This window comes from Ruegeria sp. CDSA033, from assembly GCF_059612305.1.
Window position 1 is genome coordinate 138732 of the sequence record NZ_JBXWQI010000002.1, and the last position, 19316, is coordinate 158047.

At 58.1% G+C, this 19316-nt stretch carries 24 protein-coding genes and 1 other RNA gene; 14 read left to right on the forward strand and 11 right to left on the reverse strand.

Translation table 11 applies throughout. The annotated features are described in order from the left end of the window. The first annotated feature begins 74 nt into the window (after positions 1 to 74). Positions 75 to 1031, forward strand: a complete 957-nt coding sequence (locus AC2FLA_RS03955; protein WP_496720680.1) for an NADPH:quinone oxidoreductase family protein — start codon at positions 75 to 77, stop codon at positions 1029 to 1031. Positions 1032 to 1038: 7 nt separating this feature from the next. Here AC2FLA_RS03955 and AC2FLA_RS03960 read toward each other — a convergent pair whose 3' ends face one another. After that, positions 1039 to 1920 (reverse strand): LysR family transcriptional regulator, encoded by an 882-nt coding sequence (locus AC2FLA_RS03960; protein ID WP_109313181.1) that lies wholly within the window; start codon positions 1918 to 1920, stop codon positions 1039 to 1041. A gap of 127 nt (positions 1921 to 2047) precedes the next feature. Here AC2FLA_RS03960 and AC2FLA_RS03965 point away from each other — a divergent pair, with 127 nt between their 5' ends. Further along, positions 2048 to 2257 carry a DUF1127 domain-containing protein gene (locus AC2FLA_RS03965; protein ID WP_496720682.1) on the forward strand — a complete coding sequence of 70 codons (210 nt, stop codon included), beginning with the start codon at positions 2048 to 2050 and terminating at the stop codon, positions 2255 to 2257. 181 nt (positions 2258 to 2438) lie between these two features. Then, complete coding sequence (locus AC2FLA_RS03970; protein ID WP_113789941.1) at positions 2439 to 3215, forward strand: Bax inhibitor-1/YccA family protein; 777 nt, start codon at positions 2439 to 2441, stop codon at positions 3213 to 3215. A gap of 176 nt (positions 3216 to 3391) precedes the next feature. Here AC2FLA_RS03970 and AC2FLA_RS03975 read toward each other — a convergent pair whose 3' ends face one another. From AC2FLA_RS03975 to AC2FLA_RS03985, 3 genes are all read right to left on the reverse strand, one after another. Then, positions 3392 to 3898, reverse strand: a complete 507-nt coding sequence (locus AC2FLA_RS03975) for a hypothetical protein (protein ID WP_282151689.1) — start codon at positions 3896 to 3898, stop codon at positions 3392 to 3394. Positions 3899 to 4107: 209 nt separating this feature from the next. Continuing rightward, on the reverse strand, positions 4108 to 4275 hold the full coding sequence (gene rpmG, locus AC2FLA_RS03980) for a 50S ribosomal protein L33 (RefSeq protein WP_007799108.1): 168 nt from the start codon (positions 4273 to 4275) through the stop codon (positions 4108 to 4110). A 126-nt stretch (positions 4276 to 4401) separates the two neighbouring features. Further along, positions 4402 to 5106, reverse strand: coding sequence for a DUF533 domain-containing protein (locus AC2FLA_RS03985; RefSeq protein WP_496720684.1), 705 nt, complete (start codon positions 5104 to 5106; stop codon positions 4402 to 4404). Between the two features lie 316 nt (positions 5107 to 5422). On the opposite strand from AC2FLA_RS03985, the gene AC2FLA_RS03990 reads away from it, so the two are divergent. The 3 genes from AC2FLA_RS03990 to AC2FLA_RS04000 all read left to right on the forward strand — a co-directional run bounded on the left by AC2FLA_RS03990 (position 5423) and on the right by AC2FLA_RS04000 (position 7314). After that, the gene (locus tag AC2FLA_RS03990; RefSeq protein WP_496720686.1) at positions 5423 to 6058 is read left to right on the forward strand and encodes a DUF1326 domain-containing protein; all 636 of its coding nucleotides are present in this window, start codon (positions 5423 to 5425) and stop codon (positions 6056 to 6058) included. A gap of 13 nt (positions 6059 to 6071) precedes the next feature. After that, positions 6072 to 6914 carry a DUF2182 domain-containing protein gene (locus tag AC2FLA_RS03995; protein ID WP_496720688.1) on the forward strand — a complete coding sequence of 281 codons (843 nt, stop codon included), beginning with the start codon at positions 6072 to 6074 and terminating at the stop codon, positions 6912 to 6914. A 67-nt stretch (positions 6915 to 6981) separates the two neighbouring features. After that, the gene (locus AC2FLA_RS04000) at positions 6982 to 7314 is read left to right on the forward strand and encodes a GYD domain-containing protein (RefSeq protein ID WP_113789937.1); all 333 of its coding nucleotides are present in this window, start codon (positions 6982 to 6984) and stop codon (positions 7312 to 7314) included. A gap of 8 nt (positions 7315 to 7322) precedes the next feature. On the opposite strand, the gene rnpB is transcribed toward AC2FLA_RS04000, so the two are convergent. The 5 genes from rnpB to gatC form a co-directional block, all read right to left on the reverse strand. After that, an RNA gene (gene rnpB / locus AC2FLA_RS04005) (RNase P RNA component class A) lies at positions 7323 to 7722 on the reverse strand. 123 nt (positions 7723 to 7845) lie between these two features. Continuing rightward, positions 7846 to 8550 (reverse strand): N-acetylmuramoyl-L-alanine amidase, encoded by a 705-nt coding sequence (locus tag AC2FLA_RS04010; protein ID WP_496720690.1) that lies wholly within the window; start codon positions 8548 to 8550, stop codon positions 7846 to 7848. Then, positions 8507 to 9205 (reverse strand): hypothetical protein, encoded by a 699-nt coding sequence (locus AC2FLA_RS04015; RefSeq protein ID WP_496720692.1) that lies wholly within the window; start codon positions 9203 to 9205, stop codon positions 8507 to 8509. Before AC2FLA_RS04015 ends, AC2FLA_RS04010 begins: the two co-directional genes overlap by 44 nt. 40 nt (positions 9206 to 9245) lie before the next feature. After that, positions 9246 to 10733, reverse strand: a complete 1488-nt coding sequence (gene gatA, locus AC2FLA_RS04020; protein ID WP_496720694.1) for an Asp-tRNA(Asn)/Glu-tRNA(Gln) amidotransferase subunit GatA — start codon at positions 10731 to 10733, stop codon at positions 9246 to 9248. Positions 10734 to 10736: 3 nt separating this feature from the next. Next, positions 10737 to 11024 (reverse strand): Asp-tRNA(Asn)/Glu-tRNA(Gln) amidotransferase subunit GatC, encoded by a 288-nt coding sequence (gatC, locus tag AC2FLA_RS04025; RefSeq protein ID WP_058275619.1) that lies wholly within the window; start codon positions 11022 to 11024, stop codon positions 10737 to 10739. A gap of 237 nt (positions 11025 to 11261) precedes the next feature. Here gatC and AC2FLA_RS04030 point away from each other — a divergent pair, with 237 nt between their 5' ends. Both AC2FLA_RS04030 and AC2FLA_RS04035 read left to right on the forward strand, forming a co-directional pair. Further along, positions 11262 to 11426: a hypothetical protein gene (locus tag AC2FLA_RS04030; RefSeq protein ID WP_282151695.1), complete on the forward strand. Its 165-nt coding sequence runs from the start codon at positions 11262 to 11264 to the stop codon at positions 11424 to 11426. 145 nt (positions 11427 to 11571) lie between these two features. Continuing rightward, positions 11572 to 12135: a DUF4202 domain-containing protein gene (locus AC2FLA_RS04035; RefSeq protein ID WP_496720697.1), complete on the forward strand. Its 564-nt coding sequence runs from the start codon at positions 11572 to 11574 to the stop codon at positions 12133 to 12135. Here the strand turns inward: AC2FLA_RS04035 and AC2FLA_RS04040 are convergent. Continuing rightward, positions 12126 to 12782: a ceramidase domain-containing protein gene (locus AC2FLA_RS04040; protein ID WP_496720699.1), complete on the reverse strand. Its 657-nt coding sequence runs from the start codon at positions 12780 to 12782 to the stop codon at positions 12126 to 12128. The genes AC2FLA_RS04035 and AC2FLA_RS04040 overlap by 10 nt on opposite strands. 60 nt (positions 12783 to 12842) lie before the next feature. Here AC2FLA_RS04040 and AC2FLA_RS04045 point away from each other — a divergent pair, with 60 nt between their 5' ends. Further along, positions 12843 to 13535, forward strand: coding sequence for a metal-dependent hydrolase (locus tag AC2FLA_RS04045; protein WP_496720701.1), 693 nt, complete (start codon positions 12843 to 12845; stop codon positions 13533 to 13535). A gap of 2 nt (positions 13536 to 13537) precedes the next feature. Here the strand turns inward: AC2FLA_RS04045 and AC2FLA_RS04050 are convergent, their stop codons facing one another. After that, on the reverse strand, positions 13538 to 13987 hold the full coding sequence (locus AC2FLA_RS04050) for a nucleoside deaminase (protein WP_109313193.1): 450 nt from the start codon (positions 13985 to 13987) through the stop codon (positions 13538 to 13540). On the opposite strand from AC2FLA_RS04050, the gene AC2FLA_RS04055 reads away from it, so the two are divergent. The 5 genes from AC2FLA_RS04055 to AC2FLA_RS04075 all read left to right on the forward strand — a co-directional run bounded on the left by AC2FLA_RS04055 (position 13968) and on the right by AC2FLA_RS04075 (position 19308). After that, complete coding sequence (locus tag AC2FLA_RS04055) at positions 13968 to 14858, forward strand: pseudouridine synthase (protein ID WP_496720703.1); 891 nt, start codon at positions 13968 to 13970, stop codon at positions 14856 to 14858. The two genes, AC2FLA_RS04050 and AC2FLA_RS04055, sit on opposite strands and share 20 nt — an antisense overlap. Positions 14859 to 15032: 174 nt before the next feature. Continuing rightward, complete coding sequence (locus AC2FLA_RS04060) at positions 15033 to 15947, forward strand: 5-bromo-4-chloroindolyl phosphate hydrolysis family protein (protein ID WP_496720705.1); 915 nt, start codon at positions 15033 to 15035, stop codon at positions 15945 to 15947. Positions 15948 to 15977: 30 nt separating this feature from the next. Further along, entirely contained in the window at positions 15978 to 17168 is a 1191-nt protein-coding gene (locus tag AC2FLA_RS04065) for a toxic anion resistance protein (protein ID WP_472723191.1), read from the forward strand. 49 nt (positions 17169 to 17217) lie between these two features. Beyond that, positions 17218 to 18138, forward strand: a complete 921-nt coding sequence (locus AC2FLA_RS04070) for a DUF2927 domain-containing protein (protein ID WP_496720962.1) — start codon at positions 17218 to 17220, stop codon at positions 18136 to 18138. Between the two features lie 21 nt (positions 18139 to 18159). After that, positions 18160 to 19308 (forward strand): SPFH domain-containing protein, encoded by a 1149-nt coding sequence (locus AC2FLA_RS04075; RefSeq protein ID WP_496720707.1) that lies wholly within the window; start codon positions 18160 to 18162, stop codon positions 19306 to 19308. Positions 19309 to 19316: the final 8 nt, after the last annotated feature.

Genomic DNA, 19316 nt, shown 5'->3' on the forward strand with positions numbered 1-19316 from the left:
CTGAATTGGCTGGGGAAAAGATTGACAAACCCTAGTTGAAAAGAATCTATGCCCCAAAATTACGGAGCGCGATCATGCAGGCATTCACGATTCAATCCCAGGGAAGCGCGGCCCAATTGGCTGATATTGACCTTCCCGAGCCCGGCACAGGGCAAGTGCGCATCGCGATCAAGGCCTGCGGATTGAATTTTGCGGACCTGCTAATGCAGAAGGGTACGTATCAGGACACGCCCGAGGCACCGTTCACACTGGGTATGGAAGTCGCGGGCGTTGTCGACAAGTTAGGTGGCGACGTTACGCGCTTGAATGTCGGGGACCGTGTAGCCGTATATTCCGGTCAGGGCGGGCTGGCGGAATATGGCGTTTTTGATGCGGTCCGTGCGATACCCCTGCCCGACGCAATTAGCTTTGAAAATGCCGCGGCCATTCAGATCGCTTATGGCACCAGCCACATCGCCCTGGATCACCGGGCGCATCTGCGACCGGGCGAGACCCTTTTGGTGACCGGTGCCGCAGGTGGGGTTGGACTTACCGCCGTCGAAATCGGCAAGCTGATGGGCGCGACGGTAATTGCCCATGCGCGCGGGCAGGAAAAACTGGATGTGGCCCGCGCGGCTGGTGCGGATCACCTAATCGACGCCTCAGAAGACTTGCGCGCACGCGTCAAGGAACTGGGCGGCGCGGATGTCGTCTATGACGCTGTCGGAGGGGATGTCTTCAAGGCCGCGTTCCGGGCAACCAACCCCGAAGGCCGTCTGTTGCCCATCGGGTTTGCGGGCGGCGACGTCCCCCAAATTCCGGCCAACCATCTGTTGGTGAAAAACCTGACCGTTATTGGGTTTTACATCGGCGGCTACCTGAGATTCCGACCTCAGGTCGTTCAGGACAGCTTTGACACGTTGTTCGGCTGGCTCGCCGAGGGGCGGATCAAGCCGCATATCAGCCACGTTCTTCCGCTGGCCGAGGCCGACAAAGGCATGCAGTTGCTGCGCGACCGCGTGGCCACCGGCAAAGTGGTTATTACTCCCTGACGGGCGCTTACCCCACGACAGCCTTGAGCGGTACACTGCCCAGAATACGAAAATTCTGACGCACCAGCGCGGCCAGCGCTTCGACGACGGCGCCGCGCCCGGTCTCGCCCCCATACAGATTGATCATGTGGGCCGGCAGTTCCGGCAATGCCCCTCCGGTATCGATCTGTTCAAGATGTGCGGGTTCAGTCCCGTCCAGCATCGCGTGAACAGCCAGATCCGCGCTGACAGTCGCCTCGATCGTGCGGTCGTTTTCTGTTTCGACTGACAGTTCCCACGGGATACCTTCCGCATCGAGGGCCGAGATCATCTGGGGCCGGAACGCGCACCGCCGCCCAACGGCCAATGGAATCGGATTCTTACGCCATGCTGACCCGCCCGGCGCCCCAATCCACCGCAAGGGCAACTCAGCGACGGTCTCCGATCCATCACTGGCTGATGCTTCGGTTGTCAGGATCAAATCGCACTCGCCGCGTTTGAACATTTCTTTCAGCTGAAGGGAATATGACGAAATCAGCTGCACCCGAACCCGCGGGAAGTCAGCATTGAAACGCTGCAAGACCCGCGGGATAGCCGGGTAAACGATGTCATGTGGAACGCCCAGAACAACCTCGCCTTCATAGGCCTGATCCGTGAGCTTTGAGATCACTTCATCATTCAGCGCGATCATGCGCCGGGCATAGGCCAGCAGCTGTTCACCGGATGCAGTCAACGCAATTGTGCGCCCACTACGGTCCAACAATTCAAGGCCCAGCAGCTCTTCCAACCGCTTCAACTGCATCGACACAGCGGATTGCGTCAGATGCAGAAATCCGGCGGCCCGTGTGACGCCACCCTGGTCTGCAACGGCAACGAAGGAACGAAGCGTGGTGATATCCAGATTTCGCATGTTCACAAATCCTTATGTATCTCTTCATAAATATTCATTTTCAAAATGTGACATGTTGCGCCATATAAATCAAGGAAGTTGATGGAAAGACGGCAAACCATCATGAAACAGAGAAAGGACAATAAATATGACCCAAATAGCAATCAAACAGCACTGCAAACCGCAGCGTCGCTCTTTGTTGTCCTCGCTTCTGGACTCGCTGTCTCTTCTGCGCCAGCGCCAAACGCTTGCCAGACTTGATGATCGCGCTCTGGAAGACATCGGCATCACCCGCCAACAGGCCGAAGTCGAGGCGTCACGATCCATTTGGGATGCGCCGGAGTTCTGGCAAAAGTGATTCGACACTGCACCTTTTCTCGGTGAATGGCAGCGCGAACCGTCGGGCTGCCATTTTTGTTGCGTGTTTTAGCCAGTTTCGGGCGTTAAACCCTTGAAACACAGCCCGCACTTGCCGATATTTGCGGGGAACGGTGCCAATTTCATTGGTCCGACAAGAAATATGCAAAGGGAGACCCTTAATGGCACAATTTGACACGATCCGGACGGCGACCGGTGCGCGCGCTGCCCAGATTGACGAGGGCCTGCGCGCCCATATGAACAAAGTCTACGGCACGATGTCTGTGGGCATGCTGATTACATTCATGGCGGCCTGGGCCATTTCCGGCCTTGCAACCACAACCGACCCGTCGGCTGCGGTCGGGCAAATCAACTCGGGCACCTATCTGACGTCGCTGGGTGCCGCGATCTATACCTCGCCCCTGCGCTGGGTGATCATGTTTGCACCGCTGGCGTTCATCTTTGGCTTTAGTGCCGGGATCAACCGCCTGTCCGCGTCGGCAGCACAATTGGTGTTTTATGCTTTCGCGGCGGTGATGGGCCTGTCGATCAGCTGGATTTTCATTGCCTTTACCGGGATGTCGATCATTCAGGTGTTCCTGATCACTTCGATCGCTTTCGCTGGCCTGTCCCTTTATGGCTACGTGACCAAAAAAGACCTGTCCGGAATGGGTACCTTCCTGATGATGGGTCTGATCGGCCTGATCGTGGCTATGGTGGTAAACATCTTCCTGCAGTCACCCGCGATCATGTACGCGATCTCGGTGATCGGCGTTCTGATCTTTGCTGGTTTGACCGCCTATGACACCCAGAAGATCAAAACTACATACCTGCAGATGGCCCATTCGGGCGATCAGGAATGGTTGGGTAAAGCCGCAATCATGGGCGCGCTCAGCCTGTACCTGGACTTTATCAACATGTTCATGTTCCTGCTGCAGCTGTTCGGCAATCGCGAATAAGACGGCCGAAATTCGATTTCAAAGGCGGGCCAGATAGGCCCGCCTTTTTTGTTTGCACCGCTGAAAGGCGTCCTGTCCGGGCCAGCAAACAGGCGGCGCAGACTAGTAACGCTAAAAACAAAAAAAGCCTCCACCGAGACAGTGGAGGCTTTTTATTTCGCAACCGAATGGTTCGATCAGCTGCAGTTCAGAGCAACCGCAAATCCAGAGCTGCGCGTCGACGATCCCTTGCGGAACACGTCACCCGCAGGCAGGCATCCGGTAAACTGTTCGGCATTTTGGCCAAAGGCTGCGCCGATGTCGTTGTCCACGCGGGTGCTGTTGTTTGCGGTTCGAAGAACTCCGAACAAAGTGCCGTTCACGCTGACTGTGCTTAAGAACAGGTTCATGTCCGAACCGGTCAGAACGACTGAGTTTGTGTCGCTGCGTCCGCCATTGTCGATCGCGACGCGGGCTACTTTTTCCGCTTCGGTCTGATCCGTTACGACCGGGATGGATGGCAACAAAGCCAATTCCGCCGGAATATTCGTGGCGTCGGGAAGGAACGAGACCGCACCCGGAACATCCGAGAGGGTCCGCGGCTCACCATCGATGCCCGTGAAGCCAACACCCGAGCGGTTATAAGGGTCTTCACAAGCCGCAAGGGCAAATACGGCAATTGTGGATAACAAGATTTTTTTCATGGCGACCAACATTTTGGAACGATTTGCTGAAGCGTATTGCCAAGAGGTTCCAAAAAGCAACCCGGCGCCCAACCGAATGGCCGTTACGCTGATGCGTCACTGCAACGGCCAATTCCCGATCCCGGGCATTTCACCCAGCCGCATGCACAAAGAAAAAGGGTTCCGCATCAGCGAAACCCTTTTCCATTCTGTCCAAGTTGGACGGCAGATTACTTAATCTTGCCTTCCTTGTACTCGACATGTTTCCGAACAACCGGATCGTATTTACGAACGGTCATTTTCTCGGTCATGGTGCGAGCGTTCTTTTTGGTCACGTAGAAGTGGCCCGTGCCCGCGGTCGAGTTCAGACGGATCTTGATTGTCGTCGGCTTCGCCATGGTTATCTCCTGCGTCCGAAAAGGCAGGGGCCTTTCGGTTGAATTCCTATGAGCGTGCGCTTTTACGCCTTGCACGGCTCGTGTCAAGGGCAATTGGGCACATGATCGGCTGATCAGGGATCAGGCCTAGGTCGAAAGGGTCGGCGCGCCCATATACGTGTGAATCTGGTCGCGTTCGGCATCAGATAAACCCAGCGCAGTTGCTAGTTGAACAAGGTAAGAGGCCTCGCGCTGGTTATCCAGACGAATCGCCGCCAGAGACGTGGCATAGACCTGTGCTTTCAATGGTGCACCGGAATCAGCAGCCAGGCCGATCACATCAATCGGGCCATTCAACTGATCCTGGACAAAGGCGCGTTCTTCGTCGCTGATGTCATCACCCAATTCGCCCAGAATGGTTTCCTTCTCTTGCTCATCTAGCTCTCCGTCCGCCTTGGCTGCCTGGATCATCGCGCGCAGCATCAGCTTGGCTTGCGCCTCCATCGCCGCGCCCCCGGGTGTGCCTTTGAACACCGTATCCATCATGTCGACGGTCTGCTGATTGCCTGTCTTTGCGGCGCCCTGCATGGCATTCATCAACCCACCAAGACCAGCGGCCCCTGCCGGATTGGCCATGCCAAGCTTTCCAATCATCTCTTGCAGCCCACCGGCACCCCCCGGCAACCCGAACTGTTCTGCCATCTTGCCCAGTTGATCCATGCCAAAGCCGCCCCCGGCGCCTTGCATCATGTCTTGCAGGCCGGCCATTCCGCCCATCTGCTTGTATTTTTCCATGCCTTTTGCGGCGGCAAATCCAACTGCGACCGAAGCCAGTGCCTTCATGAAACTCATAACAATCCTCCCAATATTCAAAATGCGTTTTTGCAATATAGCAGATATCTGCGACTCAAAAATCCACAGATTAGGCAGATGCTCTAACGCTAGCGCAAAGCTCGCCAATGGTGGTTTCGCTTCACCAAGTGAACATGTAACAGGCGTATTCCCGCACAAGTGCATGTCTAATTTGTCAGAAATTCGAATGTGTGATAGTTACCGCGCCATCAACAATCCAAAGAAGCCAATTTCCGGCTCGATCTTCGAGGCACCATGAACAGGCAAGCAACCGTGCAAGCAGGGTTTGCACGATTGATTTTGTTTAGGGGGCATCATGACTGAATGGACTATTAAGGGCGAAGAGCTGGCTAATTGTAACTGCAACTTCGGTTGTCCTTGCCAGTTCAGCGTACTTCCGACACGTGGCAATTGCGAGGCCGTCGTCGTATTCGACATCGAAAGCGGTCACTATGGAGACACAGATCTGGCGGGCGTAAGGGCGGCTGGGGTGTACTATTGGCCCGGCCCAATCCATGAGGGCAACGGTCAGATGCAACTGATCATAGATGCCAGCGCCGGCGCCGATCAGCGCGCTGCCCTGCAAGCCATCATGACCGGGGAAGATACTGATGAAATGGCAACCTTCTGGTATGTCTACAGCGCGATGGCCCCGACCAAACATGAAACGCTTTTCGTTCCGATCGAGCTGAACTGGGACCGCAACGAGCGCACCGGGTTTGCAAAGGTGAACGGCGTTTTCGAGGTCGAGGTCAGCCCGATTCCGCATATCGTTTCGGGTGCGGCGCACCGGGCGTCAATTCAGCTGCCAAACGGGTTTGAATACCGACACGCCGAAGCTGCCTCGGGCTCGGCCAAGACACATGGCGGCAAAATTAGCCTGACCTTTGACGCGACACACGCTCATTTGGCCCACCTGAACATTTCGGGCCACGGTGTCCTGGGCGCCTGATCCGGGGGTCATCATGACATCCCACCCCACACCGCCCCGCACCGGGGCGGTCGAGCGGCTTATGCGGCGTGAACGGGTCATCGTATTGTCCGGCGTATCGCTGATTGTTCTGGCTGCAACCTGGTACACCATCGCCGGGATCGGCATGAACATGACGGCCAGCGAAATGACCAATATGGCGGGTCCGATCGGAGAACCCATGCACATGGGTGAAGCGCCCGGTTGGGGCGTGCAATACGTAATCCTGATCTTTCTGATGTGGTGGGTCATGATGATCGCGATGATGACCCCCAGCGCCGCACCTGCGGTCTTACTGTATTCGGCGATAAAGCGTGCGGGACCCGAACGTGACAAGGCCGCACAGTTCAGCTTTTGCTTTCTCGCAGGATACCTGATCGCCTGGGCTTTATTCAGCCTTGCCGCGACGGGGTTGCAATGGGGTCTGGAAAGCATCGGGCTGTCCGATGGGCCGATGATGACAATCCGGTCCAAAACATTTGCTGGCTGCGTCCTGATTGCGGCAGGTGCGTATCAGTTGTCGGACCTCAAGTCCGCCTGTCTGCGGCATTGTCAAAGCCCTGCCCGGTTCCTCGCCGATCATCACAAACCCGGCGCGTATGGTGCGCTCCGAATTGGTGCTTTGCATGGGCTGTACTGTCTGGGTTGTTGCTGGGCCTTGATGGCCCTGCTGTTCGTTGGCGGGATCATGAATCTGTACTGGATTGCCGGAATCGCCATTTACGTGGCTTTAGAAAAGTTGCTGCCGGGCGCACGCTGGTTGCCCACTTTGACTGGCTTGGCCTTGATTGCAGTGGGTTTCTGGGTCGTTCTGGACGCCGTTGTGAGCATTTTTTAGATCCCGATTCCAGGCCGCGGAACCGGCCAATTTCAGCGTTCCAACCATTGAAACAAGGAGAAGACATATGCCGATTTTCATTACTTATGCGACTTACTCGCAGGATGGCGTCAAAGGAATGCTGAAGAAGCCGACGGACCGCTCAACGGCCGTGAAGAAGCTGCTGAAACAGGTGGGGGGCAAGCTGCTGGCGTTTTACATGACGACCGGCGAGAATGACGTTGTCGCCATCACCGAGGTACCGGACGGCACCGATGCGGTTGCTATTGGCATGGCTGTCGCGGCCTCGGGTGCGGCCACAAAGGTTGAAACTGTGCGCGCCTGGACAGCAAAGGACTTTTCCGCCATTGCCAAAAAGGCCGCCAAGCTGACCGGGGCTTATACGCCGCCCGGAAAATGAACAGAGGTATGCGCGGAGGGCCTGTAAGCCGGATCTTGTTCCGGGGTTGCCCCCTTCGATGACCATTCCTCTAGGCCGTGCATTGCTGCGCGGCTCAAGCTGCCAACCCGGTCCCTCTTGGCCAGGACGTGCCTAGCGGCGGTTTCGGCTGACGCCGACCTGCCCGCGCGGGGACCCTATTTGGCATTGCTCCCGGTGGGGCTTGCCGTGCCGCCCCTGTTGCCAGCGGCGCGGTGGGCTCTTACCCCACCGTTTCACCCTTACCTCGGACCTAAGTCCGGGGCGGTTTGATTTCTGTGGCGCTTTCCGTCGGGTTTCCCCGCCCGGGCGTTACCCGGCACCGTTGTCTTGTGGAGTCCGGACTTTCCTCTCGGGCCTTGCGGCCCCAGCGGCCATCCGGCCCTCCGCGCAAGCGGTGGGTATGCCTTGTGCCGGGCAGCGTCAAGAGTGGAGAACGCATGAGGGGGCCAGCCCCTTCTTGGCCTACGGCCAATTCAACCCCGGGATATTTTTGGCCAGATGAAGAGCGGATCAGGACTGTGGGGTCAGGGGCGCGAAATCGGCTGGCTGCAATGGACCTTTGCCCCAGGGGCGATATCGCAGACGAACGGCACTCAGCAGGGTTTCGTCGTCTACTTCAGAACTGAAACCGGCCGCTTGAGCCAGGATTCGAAATCGGTCCTGTGGGGTATCTTGTCGACCATCGCCTTGTTCGCGTGGTGCGGCCAGCGCGTTGCGCTCCAGTCGCAACCAGTCAAATCGCGGGCCGGGATCAAATTTTCGCCCGGGTGCCATGTCGGAATGGCCGATAACGCCGTTTGGCTGGATGGTCCAACGGTGCATGATCTTGTGCAACAAATTCTCCAACCGTAGCATTTGCGGTTCTGAGAACGGGTGTTTCCCGGTGTTGTCCAGTTCGACACCGATCGAACGAGAGTTGATGTCGCTCTGACCATGCCACTCTCCGGCGCCTGCGTGCCAGGCTCGGTCCTCTTCCCGCACCAACTGCCAGAGCGTTCCATCACCACCGATCAGGTAATGCGCGGACACTTCGTGGATGTGGTCGCATAACCTGTCCAGCGCCTCTTGCGCGTTGTTCATAGCCGTATAGTGCAAAACGATCAGGGACGGCTTCAGCCCGTCCCTACGCGGCCCGAAATTGGGCGATGGGCGCCAGATCGGCTCCAATGCGTCAGTTATTGACGGCGCTACGGAAGGCACTGGGATCCCAGCCACAAGCGTATCCGTCGCCATCCGGGTCCAGCCCGTTGCGATCACGCTGTGGGCCACCATTGGCCAGGAACTCAATCTGAGCCTGATCCGGCGACGGGAACTTGGCGCAATTCCGCTGGGCTTTAGCCTCGAGGTTAAAGCCTGCGCGACTGTATAGCTGCGTGCCGACGGGATTCGAGGTGCTTAGAGCGTATTGTACGATATTGGGCTGGCCGTCCGATCCACGCTGCGGAACAGCAGTCGGGGTGACAACTTCGTAGGTCTGGCGGTTTTGTTGAATCAGGGCCGCGTCGTTTTCGATCGTGCGACGGCCTGATACAGCCGCGAAATCCTGTTCGTCGGAGATCGCGTTGCTACTAGCGGCGGACAGAGGGACTTGCGTCAACGTGCTTTGTCCCGATGTATTTGCCAGGGCAGCTGCCGTTGCAGACGCGATATCAGCGTTGTCCCCGGTCGGTGTGCTGCCGGGCGCGCCGAGTTGTTGTTCTGACACGTCAGCAGGGCCGACCAAAGGATTTCCGGTATAGCCCGGCCCGGCCAGCTCAGCCTCGCGCTGTGCCTGATATTGAGGCGTGTTAAATCCAGTACCCTGGACCGGGGCCACAGTGTTGCAGGCGGCCACAAGTCCGATTGCGGGGATCAGAAGCGTAAAGCGCATTCAGCTGCTCCGTTTTAGCTGGTCTTGCCTGATCCGAGGATTACCACCATTTGCCTGGCTTGGCCACAAACCCGGCGGAGCTTTCCAACGCATAGGCTGTGTTCAGCAAATCGCCTTCTTCCCATGGGCGGCCGATCAGTTGAAGACCCAGCGGCAAGCCCTGCTGGTCCAGACCTGCGGGAACCGAGATACCGGGCAAACCGGCAAGGTTCACTGTCACGGTAAAGACGTCGTTGAGGTACATCTGCACCGGATCCGCCTCGGTCATCTCGCCCAGACCGAAGGACGCCGAAGGGGTTGCCGGGGTCAGGATCGCGTCGATCCCTGCGGCAAAAACATCTTCGAAGTCTTTCTTGATCAGGGTACGCACCTTACGGGCGCGGTTGTAATAAGCGTCGTAGAACCCTGCCGACAGCACATAGGTGCCGATCATAACGCGGCGCTGCACTTCGTGACCAAAGCCTTCAGCGCGGGTTTTTTCGTACATCTCGGTGATGCCATCACCCTGCGCCAGCTGGGCGCGGCGGCCATAACGGACACCGTCATAACGCGCGAGGTTCGAGGACGCCTCGGCCGGTGCAATTACGTAATACGCAGGTAGCGCGTATTTGGTGTGCGGCAGCGAAATGTCGACGATCTCGGCGCCTGCTGCTTTCAGCATCTCAGCGCCATCGGCCCACAGCTTTTCGATCTCGGCGGGCATACCGTCCATGCGGTATTCCTTGGGGATACCAATCTTCTTGCCTTTGATATCGCCGGTCAGCATCGCCTCAAAATTCGGCACGGCCAGTTCGGTGCTGGTCGAATCCTTGGGGTCATGACCACACATGGTCTCGAGCATAATCGCAGCGTCACGCACGTTCTTGGTCATCGGCCCGGCCTGATCCAACGACGAAGCAAACGCAACGATGCCCCAGCGCGAGCACCGACCATAGGTCGGCTTGATGCCGGTGATACCAACAAATGCTGCGGGCTGGCGGATCGAACCACCGGTATCGGTGCCGGTGGCGGCAAGACAAAGGTCAGCCGCGACGGCTGAGGCCGACCCACCGGACGAGCCACCGGGTGTCAGTTGCGCATCGTCATTGCCGCGGCGCCATGGGCTGACCGCATTGCCATACACGGATGTTTCGTTGGACGAGCCCATGGCAAATTCGTCCATGTTCAGCTTGCCCAGCATAACCGCACCTGCGTCTGCCAGTTGCTGAGACACAGTAGATTCGTATTCGGGCTTGAAACCTTCGAGAATTTTGGAAGCCGCCTGCGAGGGCACGCCTTTGGTGCAGAACAAATCCTTGATGCCGATCGGCAGGCCGCACATCGACGGCGCGTCGCCTGCTTTGATCCGCTCATCCGCCGCCTTGGCGCGCTCCAGCGCGATCTCGGGCGTCTTGTGGACAAAAGCGTTCAGCGCGTCGGCGTCATCGATTGCCTTCAGGCAGGATTCGGTCAGCTCGACAGAGGTTACGTCGCCCGCGCGCAGAGCGTCGCGCGCTTCGGCTAGGCCCAGTTTGTTCAGATCGCTCATGTCTTACTCCACAACTTTGGGAACAGCGAAGAACCCTTCGCGCGCATCGGGGGCATTGGCCAGAACCTTGTCTTGCTGGTTGCCGTCAGTGACCACATCCTCGCGACGTTTCAGGCGCATTGGCTCGACCGAGACCATCGGCTCGACACCTTCGACATCAACCTCGTTGAGTTGCTCGATGAAGCCAAGGATCGTGTTGAATTCGGATGCCAGCGCAGGCAGCGCGTCATCCTCGACCTTGATCCGGGCCAGTTTGGCCACCTTGGCGGCGTTGCTTTGGTCAATCGACATCGGATATCCTCATATGCGTTAGGGGGCATTTACCTGTCTGGTCGCCGGGTCGCAAGACCGCCAAGGCGCTGATCCACCCTTGAGCGCATGGCAAAGGTCCATAAATCCTGTCCGATCATTCATTTCTAATTACCCCCATGCAAAAAAATGAACCGATTAGTTCACTTCGCATCTTGAAATAATGAACTGAACTGTTCATTTCATATGGCACGGCACAGCCTTATATGGAGAAAAACGATGAAAACGTTCATGACTGCCTTTATACTGGCCACTACGGTTCTTGCTGCGCAAGCTCAGGCGGGCGCTTTTGGCCCAAGCATGGACACCCTGACCCGCAGCCTGATTTTCCCCGATCAGGTCTCGGAACCTGTCACTCAGGATCAGAACAAACCGGGCAAGTAATTTAGCCCCCCCAAAAAAAGCGGGTCGGGTCCAAATGCCCCGGCCCGGCAATTGCCTGCTGCGTTCCGCGCGGCGTATCGCTACGGTGGTCCACAAGTAACCCGCCGGCCTGCCCTGCAGATCCGGCAAGCCAACGGAGCGGAAGATGAACGCGCGCAAGCAAGCTGTTCTGAACGCAATTGATGCGGCCAATTCATACGACCCCAACCTCGAAGACGGCCAGCCCGCTGAACTGCTCTATGGTGAGCGCATGAGCGCCGAGTTGGACAGGTTGATCCCCGACGCCTCTGACCCGTTGCAGATTGCAGCGCGTGGTCAGCATGTAGAGCGGTGGAAACTGGCGCGCGGCGAATACCCCGAAGGTCGCGCTGGATATCTGGCCTGGCGCAAGGCGCAGGGCGTCCACCACGCCGAGGTCGTGATGGGGCTTATGGAGCAGAACGGCTACTCTGCCGAGGATATCGAATCCGCCAGTCGGATGCTGCGCAAACAGGGCATCAAGCGTGATGACGAGGTGCAGGCGCTGGAGGATGTGATCTGTTTCGTTTTCCTCAAATGGTATTTCGCGCCGTTCGCCGAAAAGCACTCAGCCGAGAAAATCCAAAGCATTGTCGAGAAAACCGCGCGCAAGATGTCGGATCAAGGCCGTGCACGCGTGCTGTCCGAATTTGACCTGCCCTCAGAACTGGCCGCAGCGTTTCAGGCCTGAGCCGCGCGGGTCAGGTGCCTACGATACACCTCGATCATCCAGCCCAGCATGAGGGCATTCAGGATGTGCCACATGAAATGCGTGCCAAACGGGATCTGCCCACATATGGGTTCGTCCAGCGCACGAAAGGTGATCGAGGCGATCAGGATCATCGCCCCGATGGCCAGACCACGGGCGGTGTCCGGCACCCGGTGGCGCAAAAGAAACGCATAGATCAGTATCAGCAGCGGCACCGGAGCATAGGCCGCTGATCCACCCAATCCCGGCACAAGCTGGAACAACGGCACCGTCGCTGCGGCATAGGGAATGAACAGCGCCGTCGCGATCCCAGCCACAAGCGGCCGCATGTGCCAGACGTCCCGGTTGATCGCGAAAATGTAGACCAGGATGTACAGCAGAATCGGCAGAACATCCGCCATGGCGGCCCAGACCTGCGCGTGGGTATGGAACAGGTAGCTGCCAAGCCCAATGGCAGTCAGAATGGCCACCAACAGCATCGCCAGCGGCATCCCCTGCCCGCGCACGCGCCGCCACATGACAAATGCTGCAATCAGAAACGCCGCGTTTGTCACCGCGTTTATCGGTTCGGCCCAATAGGCGGGCGACAAGCGCTCGCAATAGCCATCAATTTCCTGAAACCAGTCCATGAACTTTTACATAGCCGATGCTAAGTTAATGCCAACAGTTTGTTTTGGGAGGATGAATTCATGAACATCATTTGGCTAGGACACGGCAGTTTCCGCATCGAAACCGGCGGGCAGGTTCTGCTAATCGACCCTTGGCTGACCGGCAACCCGGTCTTGTCCGAGGAACAACATGATGACGCTCTAAACGGTGCGACTCATATCCTTCTGACTCATACACACTTCGATCACGTCGCCGATGTCGTATCGCTGGCCAAGCACCTGAACGTCCCCGTGGTCGGACAATACGACCTGATGGGGTATTGGAGCGAGTCCGAGGGGCTGGAAACTATTGGCTACAACAAGGGTGGCACCGTGAACCTGAACGGAGTCAAAGTGTCGATGGTGCCAGCCTCGCACAGCTCGACCTTTTCTACACCTGACGGGCTGCGTACCGGCGGCAGCGAGGTCGGGTTCATGATCGCCTCGGACGGGCACATGCTGTATGTCTCGGGCGATACCGACATCATGGCCGATATGGATTGGATGGGGGATTACTACAAACCCGATATCGGGATCCTGTCGGCAGGCGGTCATTTCACGATGGACATGAAGGGCGCCGCATATGCATCCAAGCGGTACTTCAACTTCAAGACCGTGATTCCCTGCCATTACAAGACCTTCCCGATCCTCGAACAATCAGCTCAGGCGCTGGTCGACAGGTTGCCGGGGGTCGATGTCATCGAACCCGAGGTGATGAAGGCCATTACCCTTTGAGGTTAACGCCGCGCGGCGAAGAACTCTTTCAAAAGGTCGGCGGCCTCCTGCCCTCGGATGCCGTCGTAAACCTCTGGCACGTGGTGTGCTTGTGTATGGGTGAAAACCCGCGCGCCATGAGCCACGCCGCCGGATTTCGGATCGGCGGCCCCGTAATAGATGCGCCGGATACGCGCCGCTGCCAGAGCCGCCGCACACATCGCGCAAGGCTCTAACGTCACATAGAGGTCGTGATCGGGCAAACGTTCGGATCCGGCTGCGGCGCATGCAGCACGCAGGGCCAGTATCTCGGCATGGGCGGTGGGATCGTTCAGTTCTCGTGTTCGGTTACCCGCAGAGGCCACGATCACGCCATCGGGGCCAGCAATAACAGCACCTACAGGTACTTCGCCGCGATCTGCCGCAGCGCGCGCTTCAACTAGCGCCTTATCCATGTGCGATCTGAACACCATGCCTCTGACTGCAACAGAAACCTGTCTTTCGCAAGCGGCCGGGATGCGCTATGGGCTGCGGATGACCAAAACCCCTCCTCCCGGCGACCGGATCGCCAAAGTCCTTGCCCGCGCAGGCGTTGCCTCGCGCCGTGAAGCCGAACGCATGATCGAAGCAGGTCGTGTGAGTGTAAACGGCAAGACAATCGACAGCCCTGCGCTGAACGTCACAGCCAAAGACAAGATCAACGTCGACGGCAAACCGGTGTCGGAACCGGAACCTTCGCGCCTGTGGCTGTATCACAAGCCTTCGGGTCTGGTGACAACGACACGTGACGAAAAAGGACGCGCGACCATTTTTGACAAACTGCCCGAGGATATGCCCCGGGTCATGAGTGTCGGTCGGTTGGACCTGAACTCGGAAGGGTTGCTGCTGTTAACCAATGATGGCGGCATCAAGCGCAAGCTGGAACTGCCCTCGACCGGATGGCTACGCAAATACCGCGTGCGGGTGAATGGCCGCCCCAAGGACGAAGATTTTGCACCGCTTCGTAAGGGGCTTGTGATCGACGGGGAACGCTTTTTGCCGATGGACGTCACGCTGGACCGTCAACAAGGCGCAAATGCCTGGCTGACTATCGGTCTTCGCGAAGGCAAGAACCGCGAAATTCGTCGTGCGATCGAAGATATCGGTTTTGCGGTGAACCGGCTGCTGCGTGTGTCCTACGGCCCCTTCCAGTTGGGAAGCCTGAAACCCGGTGAAGTCGAAGAGATCCGCCGACGGGTCATGCGCGATCAACTGGGTCTGGAAGCCGAGCCCGAAGCACCGGCCAAACGACCCGCGCGTCCACAGCGAAATCGCCCCCCAATCGGCAAGAAACCTCGCAAGTGACGCAGGTTAGGCAACCTTCCCCCTAGCGCCACGGCCTCTCATAGCCTAGATTTCCCCAAGGGACATTTTTGGGGGGCGCCATGTCCGGGACCGGAGTGCAAAAACTGGCCTATGTCGTGTTGTTGATGCTGATGTTCGGCGTCTGCACCGGCGTATTGGGAGGCTTGTAAGCACATGGCCAAACGGTATGGCGGGAAATTCAGCCCACAAGACAACTCCTCGTCTCCGAATCAACCTCCGCGCGGACAGTTTGACGTCGCTCGGGTCGAACCGGCCGGAGCCCGCGCTAACCTGTTGTTTCTTCCGGCTGTTCCCTTGGTTTTTCTATCGCTGAACGACGGGGCCGTCGGATTGACGATCGGTCTGATCGCAGCGGGTCTTTTGACAGCTGCAGCATTTCTGCTGCGCGAAGGGCTGCGGGCCGAATCCGCCTACAACGCTCGCCGCACAGCCCGTCGCCCGGCGTTTCCCAGAAAGATATTCTCCAGCCTGTTGACCGGACTTGGCGTCGGATTGGCCGCTTATCGCACCGAATATCTCGATGCAGCCGCAGCGTCTGAGGCCAGCCTGATCGCCCCGATTCTGTTCGGCTTGATGGCCAGCGTCCTGCACTCTGTCTCTTTCGGAATTGATCCGATGACTGACAAAGGCATGGAAGGCATCGACACTTTCCAGCAAGACCGCGTTGCCCGCGTCGTGGAAGGTGCTGAAACACATCTTTCCGAGATGACCGACGCCATCAAACGTGCTGGCGACCGCAGGATCGAAGCCCGGGTTGAACGTTTTCAGGATACCGCCCGCGACCTGTTCCGCACGGTCGAGGAAGACCCCCGCGATCTGGCCGGTGCGCGAAAATACCTGACCGTTTACTTAAAGGGCGCGCGTGACGCGACGGTCAAATTTGCTGACGTTTATGCCCGCACCCGCGATGCGCAGGCGCTGGAGGATTATTCGTCCCTCCTGGATGATCTTGAACAAAATTTCGCGGCGCGTACCCGCAAGTTGCTTTTGGACGACCGCAGTGATCTGACGGTTGAAATTGATGTGTTGCGCGAAAGACTGCAACGCGAAGGCGTCCGGTTGGACTGACCGGCCACAATTTGAGAGAGGATTATCCCCATGTCCGATGACATCAAGAATAAGGCGGTCGAGGCTGAAACGCTGGTGCAGGAAGTGACCGCTGTCACCCTGCCCGACCCGACCGCCGAAATCGTCTTGCTTGAGGAGGCCGACGAACCTGTCAGCGCCGAAATCCGCAAGCGGATGAATGAGATCGACATGGATAACACCAATTCCATCGTCGCGTTCGGGTCGTCTGCCCAGGCGGAATTGCAGGAAATCAGCCAGGCCATGCTGGCGGATGTCCGCAACAAAGATGTCGGGCCCGCCGGGGATAGCCTGCGCAATATCGTCACGACGATCCGCGGGTTTTCAGTCAGTGAGCTGGACGTCCGGCGCGAACGCAGCTGGTGGGAAAAGCTGTTGGGCAAGGCTGCACCTTTCGCCCAGTTTACCGCCAAGTTTGAAGATGTTCAGGGGCAGATCGACAGGATCACCGACGACTTGCTGGGCCACGAACATACGCTGCTGAAAGACATCAAGTCGCTGGACCTGTTGTATGAAAAGACGCTGGGTTTTTATGACGAGCTTGCGCTGTATATCGCAGCTGGCGAAGAAAAACTGACCGAGCTGGACAGCCAGAACATCCCCGAAAAAGAAGCCGAAGTTCAGGCCGCGCCAGAAGACCAACAAGTCATGAAGGCGCAAGAGCTGCGTGACCTGCGCGCAGCGCGGGATGATCTGGAACGGCGTGTTCACGACCTGAAGCTGACGCGACAGGTGACGATGCAATCGCTGCCCTCGATCCGGTTGGTGCAGGAAAATGACAAGTCGCTGGTGACCAAGATCAACTCGACCCTCGTCAACACCGTTCCGCTGTGGGAAACGCAACTGGCTCAGGCCGTCACCATCCAGCGTAGCGCCGAGGCAGCCGCGGCCGTGCGCGATGCGAATGACCTGACGAATGAGCTGCTGACCTCGAACGCGGCGAACCTGCGTGAGTCGAACAAGATGATCCGCGAGGAAATGGAACGCGGCGTGTTTGATATCGAGGCGGTCAAGCAAGCCAATGCTGACCTGATCGGCACGATCAACGAAAGTCTTGCAATTGCTGACGAAGGCAAGGCCAAGCGCGCCGCAGCCGAGCAGGAACTGCAGAAAATGGAGACCGAGCTGCGCGACACCCTTGCCTCTGCCAAGGCGCGCAAAGACGGCGTCGGCGACAACGCTGGAACTGCGGTTTCGAGCTAAAGGCAGGCTGGACGTGCGAGTGCCGGGATATCTGAAACCCCTGTTGGGTATGGTGGCGCTGTTGGCGCTGGCCAATTGCGATGAAGCATTGACGTCGTCTGTCGTGCCGCAACCGCGCCCGGTGGCACCTGCACCGGCACCCAATGCTTATGTTCCCCCGTCTGCGGCAAGTCAGGATCTGGCCCGGTTCTATCAGCGGGTCGAACGTGACCTGCTGACCCGCGATATGTTGCGCGTGGACGGAGGCGGTCCCGATACACCCTATGATGCCGATGATCTTGCCCGTAATTTTGAGGCTATAGCCTTTTACAGCGAATACCCCGATCACGCTGTAACCACGCGCATTCGGCGAACGGACGGGCAGCTTAGCCGGTGGGCAGGACCTGTGCGGATTCAGACCGAATTCGCCCCGTCCGTGGCACCCGAGATACGCGCAAAAGACTCCGCCGACGTCGAAGCGTTTGCGGATCGGCTGAGCAAATTGACGGATCATCCAATCTCGGTCGTCAATCGCAAGGCCAATTTCCATGTCTTCTTTGCAGGCAAGGATGACAGCGCCTATGTGGTGAAACGCCTGAAACAGCTGATTCCGGGCATCAGCACGCCTTCACTGGATTTGGTTGCAAACCCGCGCGCCAATATTGACTGTCTTGTTTTTGCGTCTCCTACCAATACCTCACCGTATAAATTTGTGCGGGCTGTCACGCTCATCCGCGCTGAACTGCCGGACCTGACCCGGCGCAGCTGCATCCACGAAGAAATTGCGCAGGGGCTTGGATTATCCAATGACAGCCCGGCGGCACGACCGTCGATATTCAACGACAATGACGAGTTTGCGCTGTTGACCAGCCATGACGAGAAACTTCTGACAATGCTTTATGACCCGCGCCTTGAACCCGGTGTGACAGCCGAGGACGCCCGCCCCGTGGTACGGATCATTGCACGCGAATTGATGGGCCAGCAGCTCTGAGCCCAAGAAAAGGAGACCCCAATGGGTATTTTCGATTTTCTGACCGGAGAATTTATCGACGTCATTCACTGGGTCGACGACACCCGTGACACCATGGTTTGGCGGTTTGAGCGTGAAGGACATGCCATCAAGTACGGCGCCAAACTGACGGTGCGCGAAGGACAGGCGGCGGTATTCGTGCACGAAGGGCAATTGGCGGATGTATTCACGCCCGGCCTCTACATGCTTGAGACCAACAACATGCCGATCCTGACGACGCTGCAGCATTGGGATCACGGGTTTCAATCGCCCTTCAAATCCGAGATTTATTTCGTCAACACGACCCGGTTCAATGACCTGAAATGGGGCACCAAAAACCCGATCATGCTGCGCGATCCGGAATTTGGCCCGACACGCATTCGCGCCTTTGGCACCTACACGATCCGGGTAAAAGATCCTGCGAAGTTCCTGATTGAGATCGTCGGCACCGATGGTGAATTCACAATGGACGAGATCAGCTTTCAGATCCGCAACATCATCGTGCAGGAATTCAGCCGCGTGATCGCCGGGTCCGGCATTCCGGTTCTGGACATGGCCGCCAACACCGCCGATCTGGGCAAGCTGATCGCGGCCGAGGTCTCGCCCGTGCTGGAAGGTTATGGCCTGGAAATGCCGGAGTTCTACATCGAAAACATCTCGCTACCGCCCGCAGTTGAAGCGGCCCTGGACAAGCGGACCTCGATGGGGCTGGCGGGCGATCTGGGCAAGTTCACCCAGTATTCGGCCGCCGAAGCAATGACCGCAGCAGCGACCAACCCCGGTCAGGGCGGCGGCATGGGTGCCGGTCTTGGCATGGGAATGGGCATGGCGATGGCACAGCAGATGTCGAACATGGCAGCGGGTCAACCGGGCGGGCCTTGGGGCGGTTCCGCCCCCGCTGCGCCGCAACCAGCGGCGCATGCGGCACCGCCCCCTCCTCCGCCGGTCGAGCATGTCTGGCATATCGCGGTGGACGGGCAGACCAGCGGGCCGTTTTCCAAGGCCAAGATGGGCCGCATGGCGACCGACGGTGAGATCACCCGTGACACCCATGTTTGGACCGCCGGTCAGGACGGATGGAAAAAGGCCGGTGACGTGCAGGAACTGGCGCAGCTGTTCACGATATTGCCGCCACCACCGCCGGGCGCGTAACCCCGCGA

Bases quoted from the DNA above. Each gene is read 5' to 3' on its own strand.
- rpmG (WP_007799108.1), bottom strand. From the start codon at position 4,275: ATGGCGAAGCCGACGACAATCAAGATCCGTCTGAACTCGACCGCGGGC.
- AC2FLA_RS03995 (WP_496720688.1), top strand. From the start codon at position 6,072: ATGACATCCCACCCCACACCGCCCCGCACCGGGGCGGTCGAGCGGCTT.
- AC2FLA_RS04075 (WP_496720707.1), top strand. From the start codon at position 18,160: ATGGGTATTTTCGATTTTCTGACCGGAGAATTTATCGACGTCATTCAC.
- AC2FLA_RS03985 (WP_496720684.1), bottom strand. From the start codon at position 5,106: ATGAGTTTCATGAAGGCACTGGCTTCGGTCGCAGTTGGATTTGCCGCC.
- AC2FLA_RS04015 (WP_496720692.1), bottom strand. From the start codon at position 9,205: ATGCGCTTTACGCTTCTGATCCCCGCAATCGGACTTGTGGCCGCCTGC.
- AC2FLA_RS04055 (WP_496720703.1), top strand. From the start codon at position 13,968: ATGTGCGATCTGAACACCATGCCTCTGACTGCAACAGAAACCTGTCTT.
- AC2FLA_RS04035 (WP_496720697.1), top strand. From the start codon at position 11,572: ATGAACGCGCGCAAGCAAGCTGTTCTGAACGCAATTGATGCGGCCAAT.
- AC2FLA_RS04065 (WP_472723191.1), top strand. From the start codon at position 15,978: ATGTCCGATGACATCAAGAATAAGGCGGTCGAGGCTGAAACGCTGGTG.
- AC2FLA_RS03970 (WP_113789941.1), top strand. From the start codon at position 2,439: ATGGCACAATTTGACACGATCCGGACGGCGACCGGTGCGCGCGCTGCC.
- AC2FLA_RS03965 (WP_496720682.1), top strand. From the start codon at position 2,048: ATGACCCAAATAGCAATCAAACAGCACTGCAAACCGCAGCGTCGCTCT.
- AC2FLA_RS04050 (WP_109313193.1), bottom strand. From the start codon at position 13,987: ATGGTGTTCAGATCGCACATGGATAAGGCGCTAGTTGAAGCGCGCGCT.
- AC2FLA_RS04000 (WP_113789937.1), top strand. From the start codon at position 6,982: ATGCCGATTTTCATTACTTATGCGACTTACTCGCAGGATGGCGTCAAA.
- AC2FLA_RS03955 (WP_496720680.1), top strand. From the start codon at position 75: ATGCAGGCATTCACGATTCAATCCCAGGGAAGCGCGGCCCAATTGGCT.
- AC2FLA_RS04070 (WP_496720962.1), top strand. From the start codon at position 17,218: ATGGTGGCGCTGTTGGCGCTGGCCAATTGCGATGAAGCATTGACGTCG.
- AC2FLA_RS04045 (WP_496720701.1), top strand. From the start codon at position 12,843: ATGAACATCATTTGGCTAGGACACGGCAGTTTCCGCATCGAAACCGGC.
- AC2FLA_RS04040 (WP_496720699.1), bottom strand. From the start codon at position 12,782: ATGGACTGGTTTCAGGAAATTGATGGCTATTGCGAGCGCTTGTCGCCC.
- AC2FLA_RS04030 (WP_282151695.1), top strand. From the start codon at position 11,262: ATGAAAACGTTCATGACTGCCTTTATACTGGCCACTACGGTTCTTGCT.
- gatC (WP_058275619.1), bottom strand. From the start codon at position 11,024: ATGTCGATTGACCAAAGCAACGCCGCCAAGGTGGCCAAACTGGCCCGG.
- AC2FLA_RS03960 (WP_109313181.1), bottom strand. From the start codon at position 1,920: ATGCGAAATCTGGATATCACCACGCTTCGTTCCTTCGTTGCCGTTGCA.
- AC2FLA_RS03990 (WP_496720686.1), top strand. From the start codon at position 5,423: ATGACTGAATGGACTATTAAGGGCGAAGAGCTGGCTAATTGTAACTGC.
- gatA (WP_496720694.1), bottom strand. From the start codon at position 10,733: ATGAGCGATCTGAACAAACTGGGCCTAGCCGAAGCGCGCGACGCTCTG.
- AC2FLA_RS03975 (WP_282151689.1), bottom strand. From the start codon at position 3,898: ATGAAAAAAATCTTGTTATCCACAATTGCCGTATTTGCCCTTGCGGCT.
- AC2FLA_RS04060 (WP_496720705.1), top strand. From the start codon at position 15,033: ATGGCCAAACGGTATGGCGGGAAATTCAGCCCACAAGACAACTCCTCG.